The organism is Sphingomonas sp. UYAg733, from assembly GCF_054057355.1.
This window is the reverse complement of the sequence record NZ_JBSRZE010000001.1, coordinates 199,574-215,629: the sequence shown is the minus strand read 5'-3', so window position 1 is coordinate 215,629 and position 16,056 is coordinate 199,574. Positions and strand designations below refer to the sequence as shown.

Annotated in this window: 17 protein-coding genes and 1 tRNA gene; 14 read left to right on the top strand and 4 right to left on the bottom strand. The window is 64.9% G+C overall.

Going from position 1 to position 16,056, the window contains the following annotated elements:
* Positions 1-31 precede the first annotated feature (31 nt).
* The 4 genes from hemC (at position 32) to ACVWZA_RS01135 (ending at position 3,404) form a co-directional block, all read left to right on the top strand.
* A complete protein-coding gene (gene hemC / locus ACVWZA_RS01150; RefSeq protein ID WP_457309318.1) occupies positions 32-949 on the top strand; it encodes a hydroxymethylbilane synthase in 918 nt (305 codons plus the stop codon).
* Positions 946-1,608, top strand: coding sequence for a uroporphyrinogen-III synthase (locus ACVWZA_RS01145; RefSeq protein WP_457309317.1), 663 nt, complete (start codon positions 946-948; stop codon positions 1,606-1,608). The genes hemC and ACVWZA_RS01145 overlap by 4 nt, the downstream gene beginning before the upstream one ends.
* A gap of 30 nt (positions 1,609-1,638) precedes the next feature.
* Positions 1,639-2,541 (top strand): hypothetical protein, encoded by a 903-nt coding sequence (locus ACVWZA_RS01140; protein ID WP_457309316.1) that lies wholly within the window; start codon positions 1,639-1,641, stop codon positions 2,539-2,541.
* A gap of 212 nt (positions 2,542-2,753) precedes the next feature.
* Positions 2,754-3,404, top strand: a complete 651-nt coding sequence (locus ACVWZA_RS01135) for a DUF4893 domain-containing protein (RefSeq protein ID WP_457309315.1) — start codon at positions 2,754-2,756, stop codon at positions 3,402-3,404.
* Here ACVWZA_RS01135 and ACVWZA_RS01130 read toward each other — a convergent pair.
* Positions 3,401-4,225 (bottom strand): DUF72 domain-containing protein, encoded by an 825-nt coding sequence (locus ACVWZA_RS01130; protein ID WP_457309314.1) that lies wholly within the window; start codon positions 4,223-4,225, stop codon positions 3,401-3,403. The genes ACVWZA_RS01135 and ACVWZA_RS01130 overlap by 4 nt on opposite strands.
* Positions 4,222-4,458, bottom strand: a complete 237-nt coding sequence (locus tag ACVWZA_RS01125; RefSeq protein WP_457309313.1) for a hypothetical protein — start codon at positions 4,456-4,458, stop codon at positions 4,222-4,224. Before ACVWZA_RS01125 ends, ACVWZA_RS01130 begins: the two co-directional genes overlap by 4 nt.
* Positions 4,459-4,621: 163 nt before the next feature.
* Between ACVWZA_RS01125 and ACVWZA_RS01120 the strand changes: the two genes are divergently transcribed.
* From ACVWZA_RS01120 to ACVWZA_RS01110, 3 genes are all read left to right on the top strand, one after another.
* A complete protein-coding gene (locus tag ACVWZA_RS01120; protein WP_457309312.1) occupies positions 4,622-4,906 on the top strand; it encodes a GNAT family N-acetyltransferase in 285 nt (94 codons plus the stop codon).
* Complete coding sequence (locus tag ACVWZA_RS01115) at positions 4,903-6,315, top strand: MFS transporter (RefSeq protein WP_457309311.1); 1,413 nt, start codon at positions 4,903-4,905, stop codon at positions 6,313-6,315. Before ACVWZA_RS01120 ends, ACVWZA_RS01115 begins: the two co-directional genes overlap by 4 nt.
* A 150-nt stretch (positions 6,316-6,465) precedes the next feature.
* Positions 6,466-6,621 (top strand): hypothetical protein, encoded by a 156-nt coding sequence (locus tag ACVWZA_RS01110; protein ID WP_457309310.1) that lies wholly within the window; start codon positions 6,466-6,468, stop codon positions 6,619-6,621.
* 102 nt (positions 6,622-6,723) lie between these two features.
* Here the strand turns inward: ACVWZA_RS01110 and ACVWZA_RS01105 are convergent.
* Positions 6,724-6,798, bottom strand: a tRNA-Gly gene (locus tag ACVWZA_RS01105).
* A 209-nt stretch (positions 6,799-7,007) separates the two neighbouring features.
* Between ACVWZA_RS01105 and ACVWZA_RS01100 the strand changes: the two genes are divergently transcribed.
* From ACVWZA_RS01100 to ACVWZA_RS01090, 3 genes are read left to right on the top strand one after another with little or no spacing between them, the layout of a single operon-like run.
* Positions 7,008-7,904, top strand: a complete 897-nt coding sequence (locus ACVWZA_RS01100; RefSeq protein ID WP_457310038.1) for a tetratricopeptide repeat protein — start codon at positions 7,008-7,010, stop codon at positions 7,902-7,904.
* Between the two features lie 10 nt (positions 7,905-7,914).
* Entirely contained in the window at positions 7,915-8,562 is a 648-nt protein-coding gene (locus ACVWZA_RS01095) for an LON peptidase substrate-binding domain-containing protein (protein ID WP_457309309.1), read from the top strand.
* Positions 8,559-8,963, top strand: a complete 405-nt coding sequence (locus ACVWZA_RS01090) for a hypothetical protein (RefSeq protein ID WP_457309308.1) — start codon at positions 8,559-8,561, stop codon at positions 8,961-8,963. The genes ACVWZA_RS01095 and ACVWZA_RS01090 overlap by 4 nt, the downstream gene beginning before the upstream one ends.
* On the opposite strand, the gene ACVWZA_RS01085 is transcribed toward ACVWZA_RS01090, so the two are convergent.
* Positions 8,960-10,177 (bottom strand): UbiH/UbiF/VisC/COQ6 family ubiquinone biosynthesis hydroxylase, encoded by a 1,218-nt coding sequence (locus tag ACVWZA_RS01085; RefSeq protein ID WP_457309307.1) that lies wholly within the window; start codon positions 10,175-10,177, stop codon positions 8,960-8,962. The two genes, ACVWZA_RS01090 and ACVWZA_RS01085, sit on opposite strands and share 4 nt — an antisense overlap.
* Before the next feature lie 756 nt (positions 10,178-10,933).
* Here ACVWZA_RS01085 and ACVWZA_RS01080 point away from each other — a divergent pair.
* From ACVWZA_RS01080 to ribA, 4 genes are all read left to right on the top strand, one after another.
* Complete coding sequence (locus ACVWZA_RS01080; RefSeq protein WP_457309306.1) at positions 10,934-13,234, top strand: DNA translocase FtsK; 2,301 nt, start codon at positions 10,934-10,936, stop codon at positions 13,232-13,234.
* A gap of 67 nt (positions 13,235-13,301) precedes the next feature.
* A complete protein-coding gene (locus ACVWZA_RS01075) occupies positions 13,302-13,916 on the top strand; it encodes a LolA family protein (protein ID WP_457309305.1) in 615 nt (204 codons plus the stop codon).
* A gap of 251 nt (positions 13,917-14,167) precedes the next feature.
* Positions 14,168-14,962, top strand: a complete 795-nt coding sequence (locus ACVWZA_RS01070) for an exodeoxyribonuclease III (RefSeq protein ID WP_457309304.1) — start codon at positions 14,168-14,170, stop codon at positions 14,960-14,962.
* Positions 14,959-16,044: a GTP cyclohydrolase II gene (gene ribA / locus ACVWZA_RS01065; protein WP_457309303.1), complete on the top strand. Its 1,086-nt coding sequence runs from the start codon at positions 14,959-14,961 to the stop codon at positions 16,042-16,044. The genes ACVWZA_RS01070 and ribA overlap by 4 nt, the downstream gene beginning before the upstream one ends.
* Positions 16,045-16,056: the final 12 nt, after the last annotated feature.

The window sequence follows — 16,056 nt, the reverse complement described above, 5'->3', positions numbered from 1 at the left end:
CCTCTAGCCCGATCGGCGGCTAGCACAAGATATGCCCATTCTCTTCCGTCTCGGTACCAGAGGGTCGCCGCTTGCCCTGACCCAGGCCCGCATGGTCCGCGCCGCACTCTGTCTTGCCCATGGTTGGCGGGAAGAAGAAATCGAGATCGTCACCGTCGTCACCACCGGCGATCGGGTGCAGGACCGCGCGCTGGCCGAGATCGGCGGCAAGGCGCTGTGGACCAAGGAGCTCGACCGTGCACTGCTCGCCGACGAGACCGATTGTTCGGTCCACTCGATGAAGGATGTCGAGACGATCCGCCCGGACACGTTGGCGATAACCGCGATGCTGGCGCGTGCCGATGCGCGCGACCGGCTGATCGGCGCGACAGGCATCGACGAGATCCGCCGGGACGGTACGGTCGGTACCAGCTCGCCGCGACGCAGTGCGCAGCTGTTGCGATTACGCCCCGATTTGAAAATCACGCTGTTCCGGGGCAATGTCGACACAAGGCTTACCAAGCTCGCGGCCGGCGAGGTCGATGCGACATTGCTCGCCGCCGCTGGGCTAGACCGGCTCGGGCGGCACGATGTCGGCGTGGCGATCGCGACTGAGGTCATGCTGCCCGCCCCCGCGCAGGGTGCGGTTGGCATCGAGACCCGCGTCGATGATGCCCGCGCCGCCGGACTGGTCGGGGCGATTGATCATGGCGTCACCCATCGCTGCGTGCTGATCGAGCGCGCACTGCTCGCTGCGCTCGATGCCGATTGCCATTCGCCAGTCGCGGCGCTCGCGCAGATCGATGGCGACAGGGTGATGCTCCGTGCCGAATTGCTGTCCGAGGATGGCCGCGAGCACGTCATAGGTGAAATAACCGGATCGATCGGCGAGACCGGCCTGGCGGAGCGCCTGGCGCGCGACCTGCTCGACCGCGCGCCCGCGACGGTGCGGGCGCTGTTCGCAGCATGACCCGCCGGCTCGCGGTGCTGCGGCCCGAACCGGGCAACAGCGCCACCGCCGCCCGCGCCAAGGCGTTTGGCCTGACGGTGATCCGCCTGCCCTTGTTCGCCGTGGGTCCGGTTGCCTGGACAGCGCCCGACCCCGGCATCCATGATGCGCTGATCCTGACCAGCGCCAATACGATCCGGCATGGCGGTGAAGGGCTGCGCGCGGTGCAGGCGCTGCCGGTGCTGGCTGTGGGCGAACGCACCGCCGCGATAGCGCGTTCGGCGGGGTTTGACGTCATGGCGACAGGGATCGCCGATGTGACGGCGCTGCTTGCCCTTGCCGAGGCGCAGGGCATTCGCCGCGCGCTATATCTTGGCGGACGGGACAGGATTCCGGTCACCAGCGACGTCATTGCCACGGCGATCACCGTCTATGCCAGCGACGCGTTGCCCCTTACGCCCGGCGAGATCGGAGCGCTCGACGAGGCGGTGGCGCTACTTCATTCAGCGCGGGCGGCACGCAGGCTGAGCGAGTTGGTCGCCGACCGGTCGCGGATCAGGCTTGCCGCCTTGAGTGATGCCGTCCTCGACGCAGCCGGTGCGGGTTGGGCCGGTGGACTTGCTGCCACCGCACCCGACGACGACGCGCTGCTCGGCGTGGCCCGGATGCTGGCCGATTGACCGGGGCGACGCGCACGGGGATAAGGCGGCATGAGCGATACGCCGACAGATTTTACCGGACAGACACCCGCCCCGGCCTTCATGGCTGCCCCCACCCGATCGCCTTGGCGGATCGCCACGATCATCGCCGTGCTGGCCTTTCTTGGCGGCTTGATCGCGATGGCCGCCATCCTGCACTATCAGAGCCGCTGGTTCCCGGCGCAACAAACGGTGGCGGCGGTGCCCAAGGGGCAGTTGCCGGTCGTCGTGGTGCCCGCCACCGGCGCGCCGGCCGCCGTGGCGCCGGTGATCGACCTTAACGCACTGTCGTCGCGCGAGAACGAACTCGACGCACGGCTGGCCGACCTGGAGGCGCGTACCGCGCGCGTCAGCACAGATGCGCAGACAGCATCGGGTTATGCGACACGCGCGGAGGGCATGATGATCGCCTTTGCCGCGCGCCGCGCACTCGATCGCGGCCTGACGCTCGGCTATGTCGAACAGCATCTGCGCGCGCGTTTCGGCGCCGGCCAGCCCCGTGCCGTCGCGGCGATCCTGCAGGCGGCACGCGAACCGGTGACGATCACCGAACTGCGCGCCGGGCTCGACGGTATCGCACCCGAACTGGTCACCGGGGCGGCAAGTACCGGCTGGTGGTCGAGCTTCCGCCGCGAATTGGGCAATCTGGTCGTGCTGCACCAGGCGACGACGCCGTCACCGCTGCCGGTCGATCGCCTCGCCCGCGCCCGTCAGCTGCTTGAGGCGGGTAAAGTCGAGGCGGCACTGGCAGAGGTCGCGCGCATGCCCGGTGCTGCACAGGCGACGCGCTGGACCGCCGCCGCACGGCGTTACATTGGCGCGCGGCGCGCGCTCGATACGATCGAGGCGGCCGCGATCCTCGGCCAATCGGGAGCGGCCGATCTTTCGGATGACGAAACGAACCCGACGGGCTGACCCCATCTTGTCGGGCACTTTTCGGAGCGCCCACAGGCACCTGGAGTCTCTTTTTCAGTTCCATTCCGGCTGCTGGCGGTTGCGGCCAACGCCTCGTCGCACCGGACGATTAAATTAACCTTTCGTTAACTATCTCGGCATACGAATTGTTAACCCGCCAAGCATCTGTGTCGTGGGGGGACGTATTTCACACCCGCCGAGGATCAGCCGCCATGCTTCGCGCCTTGATGACGCTTGCCCTGATCATGCCGTTGGCCGCCGGCTGCGCAACGACGCGCGGCCGCACCTCCGTTGTCGTTGATGCATCCGCGCAAAGCTCGGGTTGGGAATCGGTCGCGACCCAAGAAGACCTTGCGCGGATCAACGCGCTGCCGGCGCGCTGGTCAAGCGCACGCGCTGCAGTGCCCAAGCGGCTTGCCAAGAAGCTCGCCGCCGAGGGGCCGCTGGTCCAGCCCGACGCGGCGCTCGACCTACCCGCGCTCCCGCCAGGCTCCTATCATTGTCGCCTGGTCCGGTTCGGCGGCCGCGCCGGCTTCGCCAGCTTCGCCCCCGATTTCTGCTATGTGGAGGGCGACGCCAAAAGCCTGTCCTTCACCAAACAGACCGGCACGACGTTGCCCGGCGGATGGTTGCATGCCGACACCGACAAGCGTCAGGTGTTTCTCGGGACCTTCCGCGCCGGCAGCGAGAAGATCGCACCGCCTTATGGCAGCGATCCGGCGCGCGACGTCGCCGGTGTGATCGAACGCGTGGCACCGTTCCGCTGGCGGCTGGTCCTCACCCATCCGGGCAAGGGCGCGGTGCTCGACCTCTATGAACTCGTGCCGGTGCCGCCCAGTGTACCTGGTGGATCGGCGCGCTAAACCGCTTTCGAATCCCTGATCCGTTCGAACAGCGCCATTGCCGCCGCTGGCGCTCGCACCTTGCCGCCATGGATGAAGAAAACGAAGGTTTCACGTGGCCGTTCCGGGGCCGGGGCGCCGACATAGGTCAGACGATCGGCGGGCAGACCCTTGGGTGATCCGCCGGCGGCCCAGATTCTCGCGGTCTCGGCCCAGCGATCGATCGCTGCCTTGGGATAGCAGAGCGGATTGTCATCTTCACCGCTTTCCAGCCGGGCATAAACGAAATCGCCGGTTATATCGGCGATCGCAGGATATTGCGGCGAATCCGCGAAGACGATCGCGACACCGGCGGCACGGCACAGCTCGATGAACTCCGGCACCGCGAAGCTTTCGTGTCGCACCTGAATCGCGTGGCGCAGTTTCACGCCGTCCTGGCTGTCGGGCAACAGCTTCAGAAACGCTCCGAAATCTTGCGGATCGAATTTCTTGGTTGCCATGAACTGCCACAGGATCGGGCCGAGCTTGTCGCCCAGCTCGACGATACCCTGGCCGGTGAAACGCGCGATCGAATCGCCCGCCTCGGCCAGCACCTTGCGGTTGGTGCAGAAGCGCGATGCCTTGACCGCGAACACGAACCCGTCGGGCGCGGCCTTGGCCCAGCCCTCGAAGGTCGCCGGCTTGAAGCCGCTATAATAGGTGCCGTTGACCTCGATCGCGGTCAGGTGGCTCGCGGCATATTCGAGCTCGCGCTTCTGCGGCCATTTGTCGGGATAGAAGGTCCCGCGCCACGGTTCGAAGGTCCAGCCGCCGATGCCGGCGCGAATGGGTGCTTTGGTCATGCGCGCAGACTAGCGCCAAATCGGGCGAGGTAAAATGCCAGCCGCCCGTTCATGACGAAGAATTCATTGGTGATCGCCGCGCGAACGGCCGACATCACGCCGTGGAGAACGGCATGGAAGTTGAAGTAACCGCCGAAGCCAAGAACAACCGCCTGATTCGCCGGGTCGCGATCACGGTCGTGATCCTGTCTGTGTTCATGGGCCTGGGCAACATCAAGGACGGCAACGGCCACTGACGAACTCGACGTCGAGCCGCCGCGCTGCCTCGTCATAGTCGAACGATCGGATTACGCTTGATAGCATGACGTCGTAACGCGCAAGCCGCCGATCGGATCGGCACATGGCAAGGATCATGCTCGCTGTTGCCCCGGCGCGGTAAAGCGGCGACAATCCGGCATGACCGAGATCGTTAACAACCGCGCCGAGAACCGCTACGAATTGCAGGAGGCCGGCGAGCTTGCTTTCGCCGCCTATGAGCGGCGTGGTGACGTCGTCGTGTTCACGCATACGATTGTGCCGCAGGCACTGGAAGGACGCGGCATCGCCAGCCGGCTGGTCAGCCATGCGCTTGACGACGTCCGTGCGCAGGGATTGAAGATCGACCCGCAATGCGCGTTCGTCGCCGCCTATCTCAAACGGCACCCGAAAGAGTGCGATCTGCTGGCGTCCGACACGGAATGAATACCGCGCTTCCCGGCCCTTGCGACGAGGCCGCAACGGGCGCGGGTGGCACCGCGAGGCATCCCAACTGGACGCTGACCGCGACGATCCTTGCGTCGAGCCTCGCTTTTATCGACGGCTCGGTCGTCAATGTCGCGCTGCCAGCGATCGGACACAGCTTTGGCGGGGGTGCCGCGGACCTGCAATGGACGATCAACGCCTATCTGCTGCCGCTCTCCGCGCTGCTGCTGCTCGGCGGTGCGGCGGGCGATCATTTCGGGCGCCGGCGCATGCTGATCACCGGGACCGCGCTGTTCGCCCTGGCCTCGGTCGCCTGTGCCATAGCCTCGTCGCTCGAGATCCTGCTCGCCGCACGCGCCCTCCAGGGGATCGGCGCGGCGATGCTGATGCCCAACAGCCTCGCGATCCTCGGTAACGCGTTCAAGGGCGAGGCGCGCGGCCGGGCGATCGGCACCTGGGCGGCGGCTGGGGCGATCGCCAGCGCTGCCGGACCCCCGCTCGGCGGATGGCTGGTCGATGCGTTCGGCTGGCGCTTCATTTTCCTGCTCAACCTGCCGGTCGCGGCGGCGGCGACATTGATTGCCTGGCGATATGTCGCGGAGAGCGCGGAGGGCGAACAGCCGCTCGACTGGCCCGGCGCGCTATTCGCCACGGCGGCGCTCGGCGCGCTGACCTGGGCGCTGACCTTGTGGTCGAGCCGCCATGAGGCGACCGCGATGGTGTGGATCGGGGCCAGCGCGGGGATCGCGCTGCTCGCCTTGTTCGTGGTCACCGAACATCACAGGGGCGAACGCGCGATGATGCCGCTGTCGCTGTTCGGATCGCGCACGTTCGTCGGGCTGACCGCACTGACCTTCCTGCTTTACGGCGCGCTGGGCGGGTTGCTCGTGCTGTTGCCTTATCTGCTGATCGTCGGCGGGGGATATACGCCGCTCCAGGCCGGCACGGCGCTGCTGCCTTTTTCGATCGTGATCGGCGGTGCGTCGCGGTTGATGGGCCGGACTACCGAACGGATCGGCCCGCGCTGGCCGCTGACGATCGGACCGGTGGTGACCGGGCTCGGCTTCGCGCTGATGGTGCGGGTCGATCCACAGGCGAGCTACTGGACCAGCGTGCTGCCCGGCATGGTGGTGATTGCGCTCGGCATGGCCGGCGCGGTCGCGCCGCTGACCACCGCGGTACTGTCCTCGGTCGATGAGCGACATACCGGCACCGCCTCCGGCTTCAACAGCGCGATCGCCCGCACCGGCGGGCTGATCGCCACCGCGCTGACCGGCGCGGTGATCGCGCAAGTCGGCGCGGCGCTGACTTCGGCATTCCAGGCGGCGGCGCTGATCTGCGCGGTACTGGCGGTGGCGTCGGGCGGAATCGCGTTCCTCACCCTGGACGGCGCGAAAAAGGCGGATTGAGCGGGTAGCGAGTCGCGCGGCGCAACTTCAGCGGCCTGTCAGTCCACGAAGAGATTCTGCGCCATGAATTCCACGAAAACACGTAGCTTGGGCGAACGATAACGACTCGATGGCCAGAGCGTACGGAACACGCCCTCGGGCGGCCGGGTGATGGCGCTGTGCCTTCATCCTTTCGTGGTCAATCAGCCGTTCCGACACAAATATCTGGAGAAGGCGTTGGCCTATGTCCCCGAGCATGAGGGTGTGTGGCTGACGACGAGCGACGACATGGCGGCGCATTATCCGGCCGCAATGCAGAAGGATTAGGAACAGCGGTTCGGCAAGGCCGAGTCGTCGGCCGCGGCTTTTGACCGCGCCGGCCGGGCCGCCACCTCTTCGTTTTAGCTATGCTAAATCCTGGGTGGCGGCTGGAGCGGGCGAAGGGATTCGAACCCTCGACCCCAACCTTGGCAAGGTTGTGCTCTACCCCTGAGCTACGCCCGCTCTGGCGCCTGCCTGGTCACGGACCGGGCGGGTAAGGCGGTGGCCTCTAGCAGCGGGTTACAGGTCCGGCAAGCCCCCTATCTTGGCCCCATCCCGACAAGTGCCGCATTACCCACGAAAAGGGTTGGCTTGCGGGGCCGAGCGCCCACATAAGGCCCCATACGATCGATCCACTGAAGATACTGGAGCAGCACTTGGCTACCCTTGGAATGAGCGCCGCCGAACGCGAAGCCGTGGAGGCTTTCCGCCGCGACGTGGTCGAGCCGTCGCAAACGAGCCTCGTGATCATCGATTTCTGGGCTGAATGGTGCGGGCCGTGCAAGGCGCTGACCCCGATCCTGGAAAAGGTCGCCGCCGATTATGCCGACAAGGGCGTGGTGCTGGCCAAGGTCGATACCGACAAGAATCAGTTCATCGCCACGCAGTTCCAGATCAAGTCGATCCCGACCGTCTATGCGATGTTCCAGGGCCAGCTGGTCGCCGACCTGACCCCGGCACGGACCGAATCGCAGTTGCGCGTAATGCTCGATCAGCTGCTCAAGCAGATCCCGTTACAGAGCGAAGTCGCCTCGCTCGAAGCCGAACTCGAACCGCTGATCGCGATGGGCGAACAGGTGCTGGCCGAAGGCGATGGCGAGCGAGCGCTTTCCGTATTCGACCAGTTGAGCGAGATGGCGCCCGATCATCCCGCAATCCTGTCGGGCCGGCTGCGCGCCTTGGTCGCCGCGAATCGGATCGATGAGGCTGACGCGGCGATCGCCGCCTTGCCCGAGGACATAGCCAAACTGCCCGAGATCGAGCGCGCGAAATCGGCGCTGGCGCTGGCCCGTGATGCCAGGCCGGTCGATGATCTTGCCGGACTGGCGGCGGAAGTCGCGGCCAATCCCGACGATCATGAAAAGCGATTCGAACTCGCCGGCGGCCAGATGGCGGCTGGCGACCGCGATGCGGCGGCCGATTCGCTGCTCGCGATCGTCGCGGCCGACCGTGACTGGAACGAGGGCGCGGCGCGCACGCAATTGCTCAAGCTGTTCGACGTGGTCGGCCTCGAAGACCCTTGGGTCTCGGCGCAGCGGCGACGATTGTCGGCGATCCTGTTCGGATGAGCCCAATTCGATGAACAGCCCCCGAAACACGCGCCTGTCCGTCTTTCCCTTGGCAGGCGCGCTGCTTTTTCCGGGGATGCATCTGCCGCTGCACATTTTCGAGCCCCGATACCGCGCGATGATTTCCGATTCGATGGCGCGCGACCGGCGTATTGGCATGATCCAGCCTCGTCCTCATATGGGTGCCGACATAGGCGCGCAGCACGAGCCGCCGGCGCTGTTCGACATAGGTTGCGTCGGCAAGATCGCCGAGTTCGAAGCGATCGAGGATGGGCGCTACAATCTCGTGCTCGAAGGGCTGTCGCTGTTTCGAATCGTGCGCGAGCTCGACGTCACGACGGCGTTCCGCCAGGTGGAGGCGCAATTGTTGCCGGCCGCAAGCGAGGCCGAGATCCTGTCGCTGTCGCGCCGTTCGTCGCTTGAAATGGAATCACGCCGCTTCGCCGATGCGCAAGGCTATGCCGTCGACTGGGAAGCGGTGACGCGGCTCGACGACGAAGCGCTGGTCAACGGCATCGCCCAGATCGCGCCGTTCGACGTCGCGGCGAAACAGGCGTTGCTCGAAGCCGAGAGAATCGAGGACCGCGCCGAGCTGATCATCCAGCTGATGCAATTCTTCGGCCGGCACGACGGTGAGGAATCGGTGACACTGCAGTGAAGGACGCTCCGGCGAGCGACCTAAGCGGTCGCTGGGACGGCATCTTCAATTATCCGGGCGGGCACGGATCGAACACGTTCGTGGCGGTATTGCACGATCGCGGCGGACTCCTGACCGGCGAAACATCCGAACCCAGCGATGAATGGAGCGACCATGACACTACGCTGATCGCGTGGCTGGAAGGCCAGCACAATGGCGCGAGCGTCACTTTTGTGAAGGCCTATGATGACCCGAACAGGGCGGATTACACCGTGTCCTATCGCGGATCGGTCAGCCCGGACGGCAACGAGATCAACGGCATCTGGGACATACCGGGCATCTGGTCGGGCACGTTCATCATGATCCGCCCTTCGGGCAAGGCGGAAACCGTCGAACTCGAAGTGGCCGAGCCCGTCGCCTAGACCATCAATCCCTGCAGCAGTTTCGGCACCTCGCCGCTCTCACCGCGCGCCTCGGCCATGAAACGATCCTTGAGCGGCGGCATCTTCTGGACGGCCGACAGGCCGAAGCGGCGCACCGCGTTGGCGGTCTTGCCGGGGATGCCGAACAGACGGGTCAGGCCGTCGGTGGCGATCGACACCATCAGCGTGTCGAGGCTGCGCCAGCGCTGATAACGCGCGAGCAGCGCCGGGTCGCCGAGATCGAGGCCAATCCTTTTACCCTCGACCAGTACCTCGACCAAGGTCGCCACGTCGCGAAAGCCGACATTGACACCCTGGCCGGCGATCGGATGGATGCCGTGCGCGGCGTCGCCGACCAGCGCGAGACGATCCGAGACGATCTGCGCGGCGTGATGGAAGCCGAGCGGATAGCTTGAGCGCCCGCCGAGCGGCCCAAGCGCGCCGAGAAAGCCGCCCATTTTCTTCTCCGCCTCGGCCAGGAAGCCGCGGTCGGATAATTTAATCATGCCCGGCGCTTCGTGGCGCTTGACCGACCAGACGATCGCCGAACGATGTCCCGCGGCATCATCGTTGAGCGGCAGGATCGCGAACGGCCCCTGCGGATAGAAGATCTCGAACGCCACATTCTCGTGCGAGTGTTCGTGATGCAGCGAAGTGACGATAGCGGCGTGGTCATAAGTCCAGCGCGCGACCCTGATTCCGGCGGCATCCCGCGTCGGCGAATTGCGTCCCTCAGCGGCGATCAGCAACGGCGCGGTGATCGTTGCGCCCGAATCGAGCGTCGCGGTGACGCCATGGGGCCCACGATCGACCGCCACGGCGCGGGTCTTCATGCGCAGATCGACGCCGGGCGCAGCCTGAGCCGCCGCGTACAGCGCGCCGCGCAACAGGCGGTTCTCGAACATATGGCCGAGAGCGCCGTCATCGCCATCGGGTTCAAAATCGAGCGCTCCGGGTTCGAGCCCGTCGCTGACCCGGATGCCCTGGATCGGGCAGCCCTGTCCGACCAGCCGATCGACCACGCCGATCGTGCTGAGCATCCGGTACGGCGCGCTCGCGATGGCCGAGGCGCGTCCGTCGAACCCCGCCGCAAGGATCACATCGGGATCGGCGATATCGACGACGATTGACGTCAGTCCATGCGTGTCGAGCGCCACGGCAAGCGCACTGCCGACCAGCCCGCCGCCCAAGATGATCACATCGGCTTTTTCCATCCCTGCTGTGTAACGCCCCCACCCTGCGCTGCCAATGCGTGTACCCAAGCGATCGGGCGAACGAACGCCGCCTGTCGGATATTCAATGTTCACCGTTCAGGCCCCTATACATTTGAACGGTTGAACACTGAATACCGGACACGCCCATCGCCCGCTGGAGTGACCTTGATTCAAGTGACCCGCGACTCCTGTCAGCGTTCGAACAGCGTCGGCCATTGCGCCAGCCAGACTCGGATTCAGGGGATCGGGGTAATCCGGGCGGCTGTCTTCATCATGTCAGCGCGGATCGACATTCCGGGTTAGCTTGATGGCGGAGCGGTATACCACGCGCTTGTGGAGGTTGGCCCTTGCAACGCGCCAGTGCGGTTGACGGGCCGCCTCTGTGTCTTTGCGTAAACCTTTTTCGCCTACCGCCTTCTGCGTTCATCGCCATGCGCAAGATATGCCTGACGATCTACCCTGACACGACATCGCGGCTTAACGCGACATATCCGCCGGGACCATTGCTCTATCGAAAAGGCGTTGCGGGTCGAAGGCGTTCAGTGTCCAATGTATAGGGGATAGAACAGCTGAACATCGAACACCCGCACCCGATCAGGGTGCGACGGCCCATAGGCCCATATCCAGATGTCGTTCACCCGATGCCCTGACCCGACACCCTTGGCTTGACGCCAAATGCTTGACGCCAAATGCTTGACGGGGGAGTCGACAAGCGCGATCATAACGGAACAGACAGCGGACAGACGAGGACGAAACATGGCGAGCCGGGCGCAGCCACCGCTTTGGCGCGAGACGATGAAGGCGGGAGCGGTGCGCAGCAGCGCGCTGCTCGGCGCCATCACCTTGTTCACGCTGACCATCCTGATGGTGATCGCGCTCGCCAGCTATCATTCGGGCGACCCGTCGCTCAGCACCGCGTCGGGCACCCCGGCGGAGAATTGGCTCGGTCTGCCCGGCGCGTGGTTCGCCGATCTGGCATTCACCTTGTTCGGTCCGTTCCCGACGATCCTGTTGCTGCCGATCGCCCCAATCATGGCGTCACGTCTATGGCGTGGCCATCCGACCATTCGCTGGGGCAGGATGCTGGTCGGCGCAGCGATCGGCGTCGTGCTGATCGGCACCGCACTGTCCTTCATATGGTCCAGCGCAATTCCGAAATTGCCAGCCGGTGTCGGGGGGATATTCGGCCTTATCCTGGCCGACCTGCTGCGCTGGGGCGTGGATTTCATCGGCGATCCGACTGCGATCATGTGGACCGGACGCGGTGTCGGACTGCTGGCCGGCGTGATCGGCATCGTCATCTATGTGCGGTCGATGCTGATCGGACTGGAGCGCGAATGGCAACAGCTTTTGCCGTTCCATGCCGATCTGAGCATTCCCGATCAGCAGGTGCTGCCCGCCGAATCGTCGCGCGCCGCGACGCGCAAGCCGGAGCCGCGCCCGGTCGCCAAACCCGATTCGCGACCCGGCCCGGTGATCGCCGAACGCTCGCTCGCGCCCTCGGTCGCCAAACCCAAGACAAAACAGGCCTCGTTCGACCTGGGCGACAATTCGCAATTGCCCCCACTCGACCTGCTCAAGCCCGCGCCGCCGGCGCCGGGTGGGCCGGTCGACAAGGCCGCGCTGGAGCGCAATGCCCGGTTGCTCGAATCGGTACTCGACGATTTCCACGTCAAGGGATCAATCATCAACATCCGGCCCGGCCCGGTCGTGACGATGTACGAACTGGAGCCGGCATCGGGAATCAAGGCGAGCCGGGTGATCCAGCTCGCCGACGATATCGCGCGCAACATGTCGGCAATTTCCGCGCGCGTCGCGACCATTCCCGGCCGCACCGTGATCGGCATCGAATTGCCCAATGCGCGGCGTGAGACGGTGGGCTTGCACGAGCTGATCGGGTCGCAGAGTTTCGAGGACCAGTCAGCCTCGCTACCGCTGGTGCTGGGCAAGAATATCGCCGGTGATCCGGTGATCGCCGATCTCGCGCCGATGCCGCATCTGCTCGTCGCCGGCACCACCGGCTCGGGCAAGTCGGTCGGTCTCAACTGCATGATCCTGTCGCTGCTCTATCGCTTGCGGCCCGACCAGTGCCGGATGATCATGATCGATCCCAAGATGCTCGAATTGAGCATGTACGAGGATATCCCGCATCTCCTCTCGCCTGTCGTGACCGATCCGGCCAAGGCGGTGCGCGCGCTGAAATGGGCGGTCGAGCAGATGGAGGACCGCTACCGGCAAATGTCGTCGGTCGGCGTGCGCAGCTTGGCCAGCTTCAACGAGAAGGTCCGTGCCGCGCGCACCAAGGGCCAGCCGCTCGGCCGACGCGTGCAGACCGGCTATGATCCTGACACTCGTCAGCCGGTTTATGAGGAGGAAACGCTCGATTTTCAGCCGTTGCCGCAGATCGTGGTGATCGTCGACGAACTCGCCGATCTGATGATGACCGCTGGCAAGGAAGTCGAATTCCTCATCCAGCGCCTCGCGCAAAAGGCACGGGCGGCGGGCATCCATCTGATCATGGCGACGCAGCGTCCCTCGGTCGATGTCATCACCGGTGTGATCAAGGCCAATCTGCCGACGCGGATCAGCTTCCATGTCACGTCCAAGATCGATTCGCGCACCATCCTGGGTGAACAGGGCGCCGAACAGCTGCTCGGCAAGGGCGACATGCTCTATATGCCCGGCGGCAAGGGCGTGGTCCGCGTGCACGGCCCGTTCGTTTCCGATGACGAGGTGCGCGCGGTTGCCGATCACTGGCGCGCCCAGGGTCAGCCTGATTATATCCAGTCGGTCACCGAAGAACCTGAAGACGGTTTCGCGCTGGATGGCGCGCCGACCGGTGAGGATTCGGCGGAGGACCAGCAATATCGATCGGCGATCCAGCTCGTCGTCGAAAGCCAGAAGGCATCGACCTCATGGCTGCAGCGTCAGTTGCGCATCGGCTATAATTCCGCCGCGCGATTGATCGAAAGAATGGAGAAGGACGGTATCGTCTCGCGCCCCGACCATGTCGGCCGCCGCGACGTGTTGCGCGACCGCGACGGGAACCCGCTATAGATCAAATGGTTCAGAGCGGGTTCAAGCCGGGGCCGCCACAGCATCCGGCCTGTATCGGGAGAGTTTCGTGAATTTCCGTTTGTTATCCGCGCTTGCTGCGGTGCCCGTCCTTATTGCCGCCGCGCCGGCTTCAGCCCCGGGCGAACTCGGCCAGGTCCAGCAGCATCTGCAATCGGTGCAGAGCATGACCGCCAATTTCACCCAGACCGACCGGGTCGGCAAAGTGCTGACCGGAGTGGTGACGCTCAAGAAACCGGGCAAGATCCGGTTCCAGTATGAAAAGGGCGTGCCGATCCTGATCGTCGGCGACGGCAAGGCGCTGACCTTCATCGATTATTCGGTACGTCAGGTGCAGCGCTGGCCGATCGGCAACTCGCCGCTGTCGGTCCTGCTCAACCCCGACCGCGACATGACGCGGTTTGCCAAGGTTATCCCCGGTGCCGATCCGCGAATCATTTCGGTCGAGGCGAATGATCCCAAGCATCCCGAATATGGCCGCATCACTTTGGTCTTCGTGCGCAACGCATCGGCGCCGGGCGGATTGATGCTGCAGGGCTGGGTAGCGCTCGACAGCCAAAACAATCGCACGACCATCCGGCTGACCAATCAGCGCTTCAATGCGGCAATCAGCGACGGAGCGTTCCGCTGGAACGATCCACGGAGAAATTCCGGGCCGCGATAGGGTTTCATTCATATTGGCGACAGGTTTGGGACACTAATACGACCATCGCGGATGAGGGGCAGTTCGGGATTTTCCCCCTGTTGCTCGAATAAGGTCCCCATCCTGCCTGCGTGACGAACGCTAGGTCGGCCCTCGCTCCATGCCCCCGGAGCGGGGGCCTTTCCTTTTTTGGGCCGAACCTGTGTCAGTCCCGGATCGTCCTGTGGCGCAGCGCACTGGCGCTCGCGTGACGGCATGGCTACATCGCCGGGATGTCGGACACGCTCAAAATCGTTTCGTGGAACATCAATTCGGTGCGCTTTCGTATCGAGATCGTCGAGCAATTCCTGCGTGAAGTCGCGCCCGACATATTATGCCTGCAGGAAACCAAGGTGATCGACGGGGATTTTCCCGCCGCGCCGTTCCGGGCGCTGGGTTACGACCATATCTTCCTGCACGGGCAGAAGATGCATCACGGTGTCGCGATCATCAGCCGGGTGCCACTGGTCGAGGACGACCGCTTCGACTGGCAGGCCAATCAGGAGGCGCGACATATCGGAGTCAGGCTGCCGAACGGCCTGCGCGTCGAGAATGTCTATGTGCCCGCCGGCGGCGATATCCCCAATCGCGAAGTTAATTCCAAATTCGGCCAGAAGCTCGATTTCGTCGAGCGCATGACACGCTGGTCGGATGGGCTGAAAATGCCCACTTTGCTGGTCGGCGATTTCAACATAGCGCCGCTTGAGTGCGACGTGTGGAACCACAAGCAATTGCTCGATGTGGTCAGCCACACGCCGATCGAGGTCGCTGCGCTCGACCGGTTGAAGGCATCGAACGACTGGGTCGATCTCGGGCGGCATTTCCATCCCGACCCGGCGCGCCTGTTCACCTGGTGGAGCTATCGCGCCAAGGACTGGCAATTGTCGGATCGCGGGCGGCGGCTCGACCATATGTGGGCGACCGCCGATGTCGCCAGGACGGCGATCGGCCACACCGTATTCGAGGACTGCCGCAACTGGCTCAAACCTTCGGACCATGTTCCGATCATGACCGAATTCGCGCTGTGAGTGATACGGGGAGCGATGTGGGAGGCGATGGGCGGGCAGCGGCGCGCGCGATCGACTCGCTGCGACGCGGCTGGCCGATCGCCATAACCGGCACCGACGGCACGCTGGCGCTGCTGCCGATCGAGACCGCCGATCCGGTGCGGCTGGCGGCATTCGACCCGGACGGGGTCGCGCCGGTCCTGCTGTCGGCAGGGCGCGCGGCGACGCTCAAGCTGGCCAACCAACTCGCGGCGGCCGTGCCCGAAGCGCCGGTGCTGGTCGAACGCGCGCCCTGGCTCGATTTCGCCACCGCGACGGCGCTGGCCGATCCGCAATTCGATCTGCAGACGCCGATGAAGGGACCGTTCCGCGCCATTCCGCTTGAATCATGCGCGGCGGCCACGGCGGCACTACGTCTCGCGCGGATCAGCGGGATGCTGCCGGCGTTCTTCATCATCCCCGGCGGCACCGCCGACCAGGTGATCGCCGTCGCGGATATCGACGCGCATGAAGATTCGGCGCGCCTGACCATCGCGACCCGCGCTCGACTGCCGGTATCGGGCGCGGAAGATGCCGAGATCGTCGCATTCCGCACGCCGGAGGCGCCGGGCGAGCATATCGCGTTGCTGATCGGCGCACCCAACGGCCAGCCACCTCTGGTCAGGTTGCACAGCGAATGCCTGACCGGCGATGTACTCGGCAGCCTGAAATGTGATTGCGGGCCGCAGTTGGACGCCGCGATCGCCGCGATTGCCGCGAGCGGATGGGGCATCTTGCTTTATCTGCGCCAGGAAGGGCGCGGGATCGGCTTGATCAACAAGCTGCGCGCCTATGCGCTGCAGGACCAGGGTTTCGATACGGTCGACGCCAATACGCGGCTCGGCTTTGCGGTCGATGCGCGCGATTTCTCGGTCGCGGCGCGGATGCTCGCACTGCTCGGCCAGCGCTCGGTGCGGCTGCTGACCAACAATCCGGAGAAGGTCGCGCAGCTAGAGGCCGCCGGAATCGACGTGGTCGAGCGCGTGCCGCATTTCCTGCCGACAAATCCGCACAACGAACATTATCTCGCGACCAAGCGCGACCGCACCGGACATCAGTTCTAGGATTGCGGTATT

Coding starts and splice junctions, on each gene's coding strand:
- hemC (WP_457309318.1), top strand. CDS start 32: ATGCCCATTCTCTTCCGTCTCGGTACCAGAGGGTCGCCGCTTGCCCTG.
- ACVWZA_RS01145 (WP_457309317.1), top strand. CDS start 946: ATGACCCGCCGGCTCGCGGTGCTGCGGCCCGAACCGGGCAACAGCGCC.
- ACVWZA_RS01140 (WP_457309316.1), top strand. CDS start 1,639: ATGAGCGATACGCCGACAGATTTTACCGGACAGACACCCGCCCCGGCC.
- ACVWZA_RS01135 (WP_457309315.1), top strand. CDS start 2,754: ATGCTTCGCGCCTTGATGACGCTTGCCCTGATCATGCCGTTGGCCGCC.
- ACVWZA_RS01130 (WP_457309314.1), bottom strand. CDS start 4,225: ATGACCAAAGCACCCATTCGCGCCGGCATCGGCGGCTGGACCTTCGAA.
- ACVWZA_RS01120 (WP_457309312.1), top strand. CDS start 4,622: ATGACCGAGATCGTTAACAACCGCGCCGAGAACCGCTACGAATTGCAG.
- ACVWZA_RS01115 (WP_457309311.1), top strand. CDS start 4,903: ATGAATACCGCGCTTCCCGGCCCTTGCGACGAGGCCGCAACGGGCGCG.
- ACVWZA_RS01110 (WP_457309310.1), top strand. CDS start 6,466: ATGGCGCTGTGCCTTCATCCTTTCGTGGTCAATCAGCCGTTCCGACAC.
- ACVWZA_RS01100 (WP_457310038.1), top strand. CDS start 7,008: ATGAGCGCCGCCGAACGCGAAGCCGTGGAGGCTTTCCGCCGCGACGTG.
- ACVWZA_RS01095 (WP_457309309.1), top strand. CDS start 7,915: ATGAACAGCCCCCGAAACACGCGCCTGTCCGTCTTTCCCTTGGCAGGC.
- ACVWZA_RS01085 (WP_457309307.1), bottom strand. CDS start 10,177: ATGGAAAAAGCCGATGTGATCATCTTGGGCGGCGGGCTGGTCGGCAGT.
- ACVWZA_RS01080 (WP_457309306.1), top strand. CDS start 10,934: ATGGCGAGCCGGGCGCAGCCACCGCTTTGGCGCGAGACGATGAAGGCG.
- ACVWZA_RS01070 (WP_457309304.1), top strand. CDS start 14,168: ATGTCGGACACGCTCAAAATCGTTTCGTGGAACATCAATTCGGTGCGC.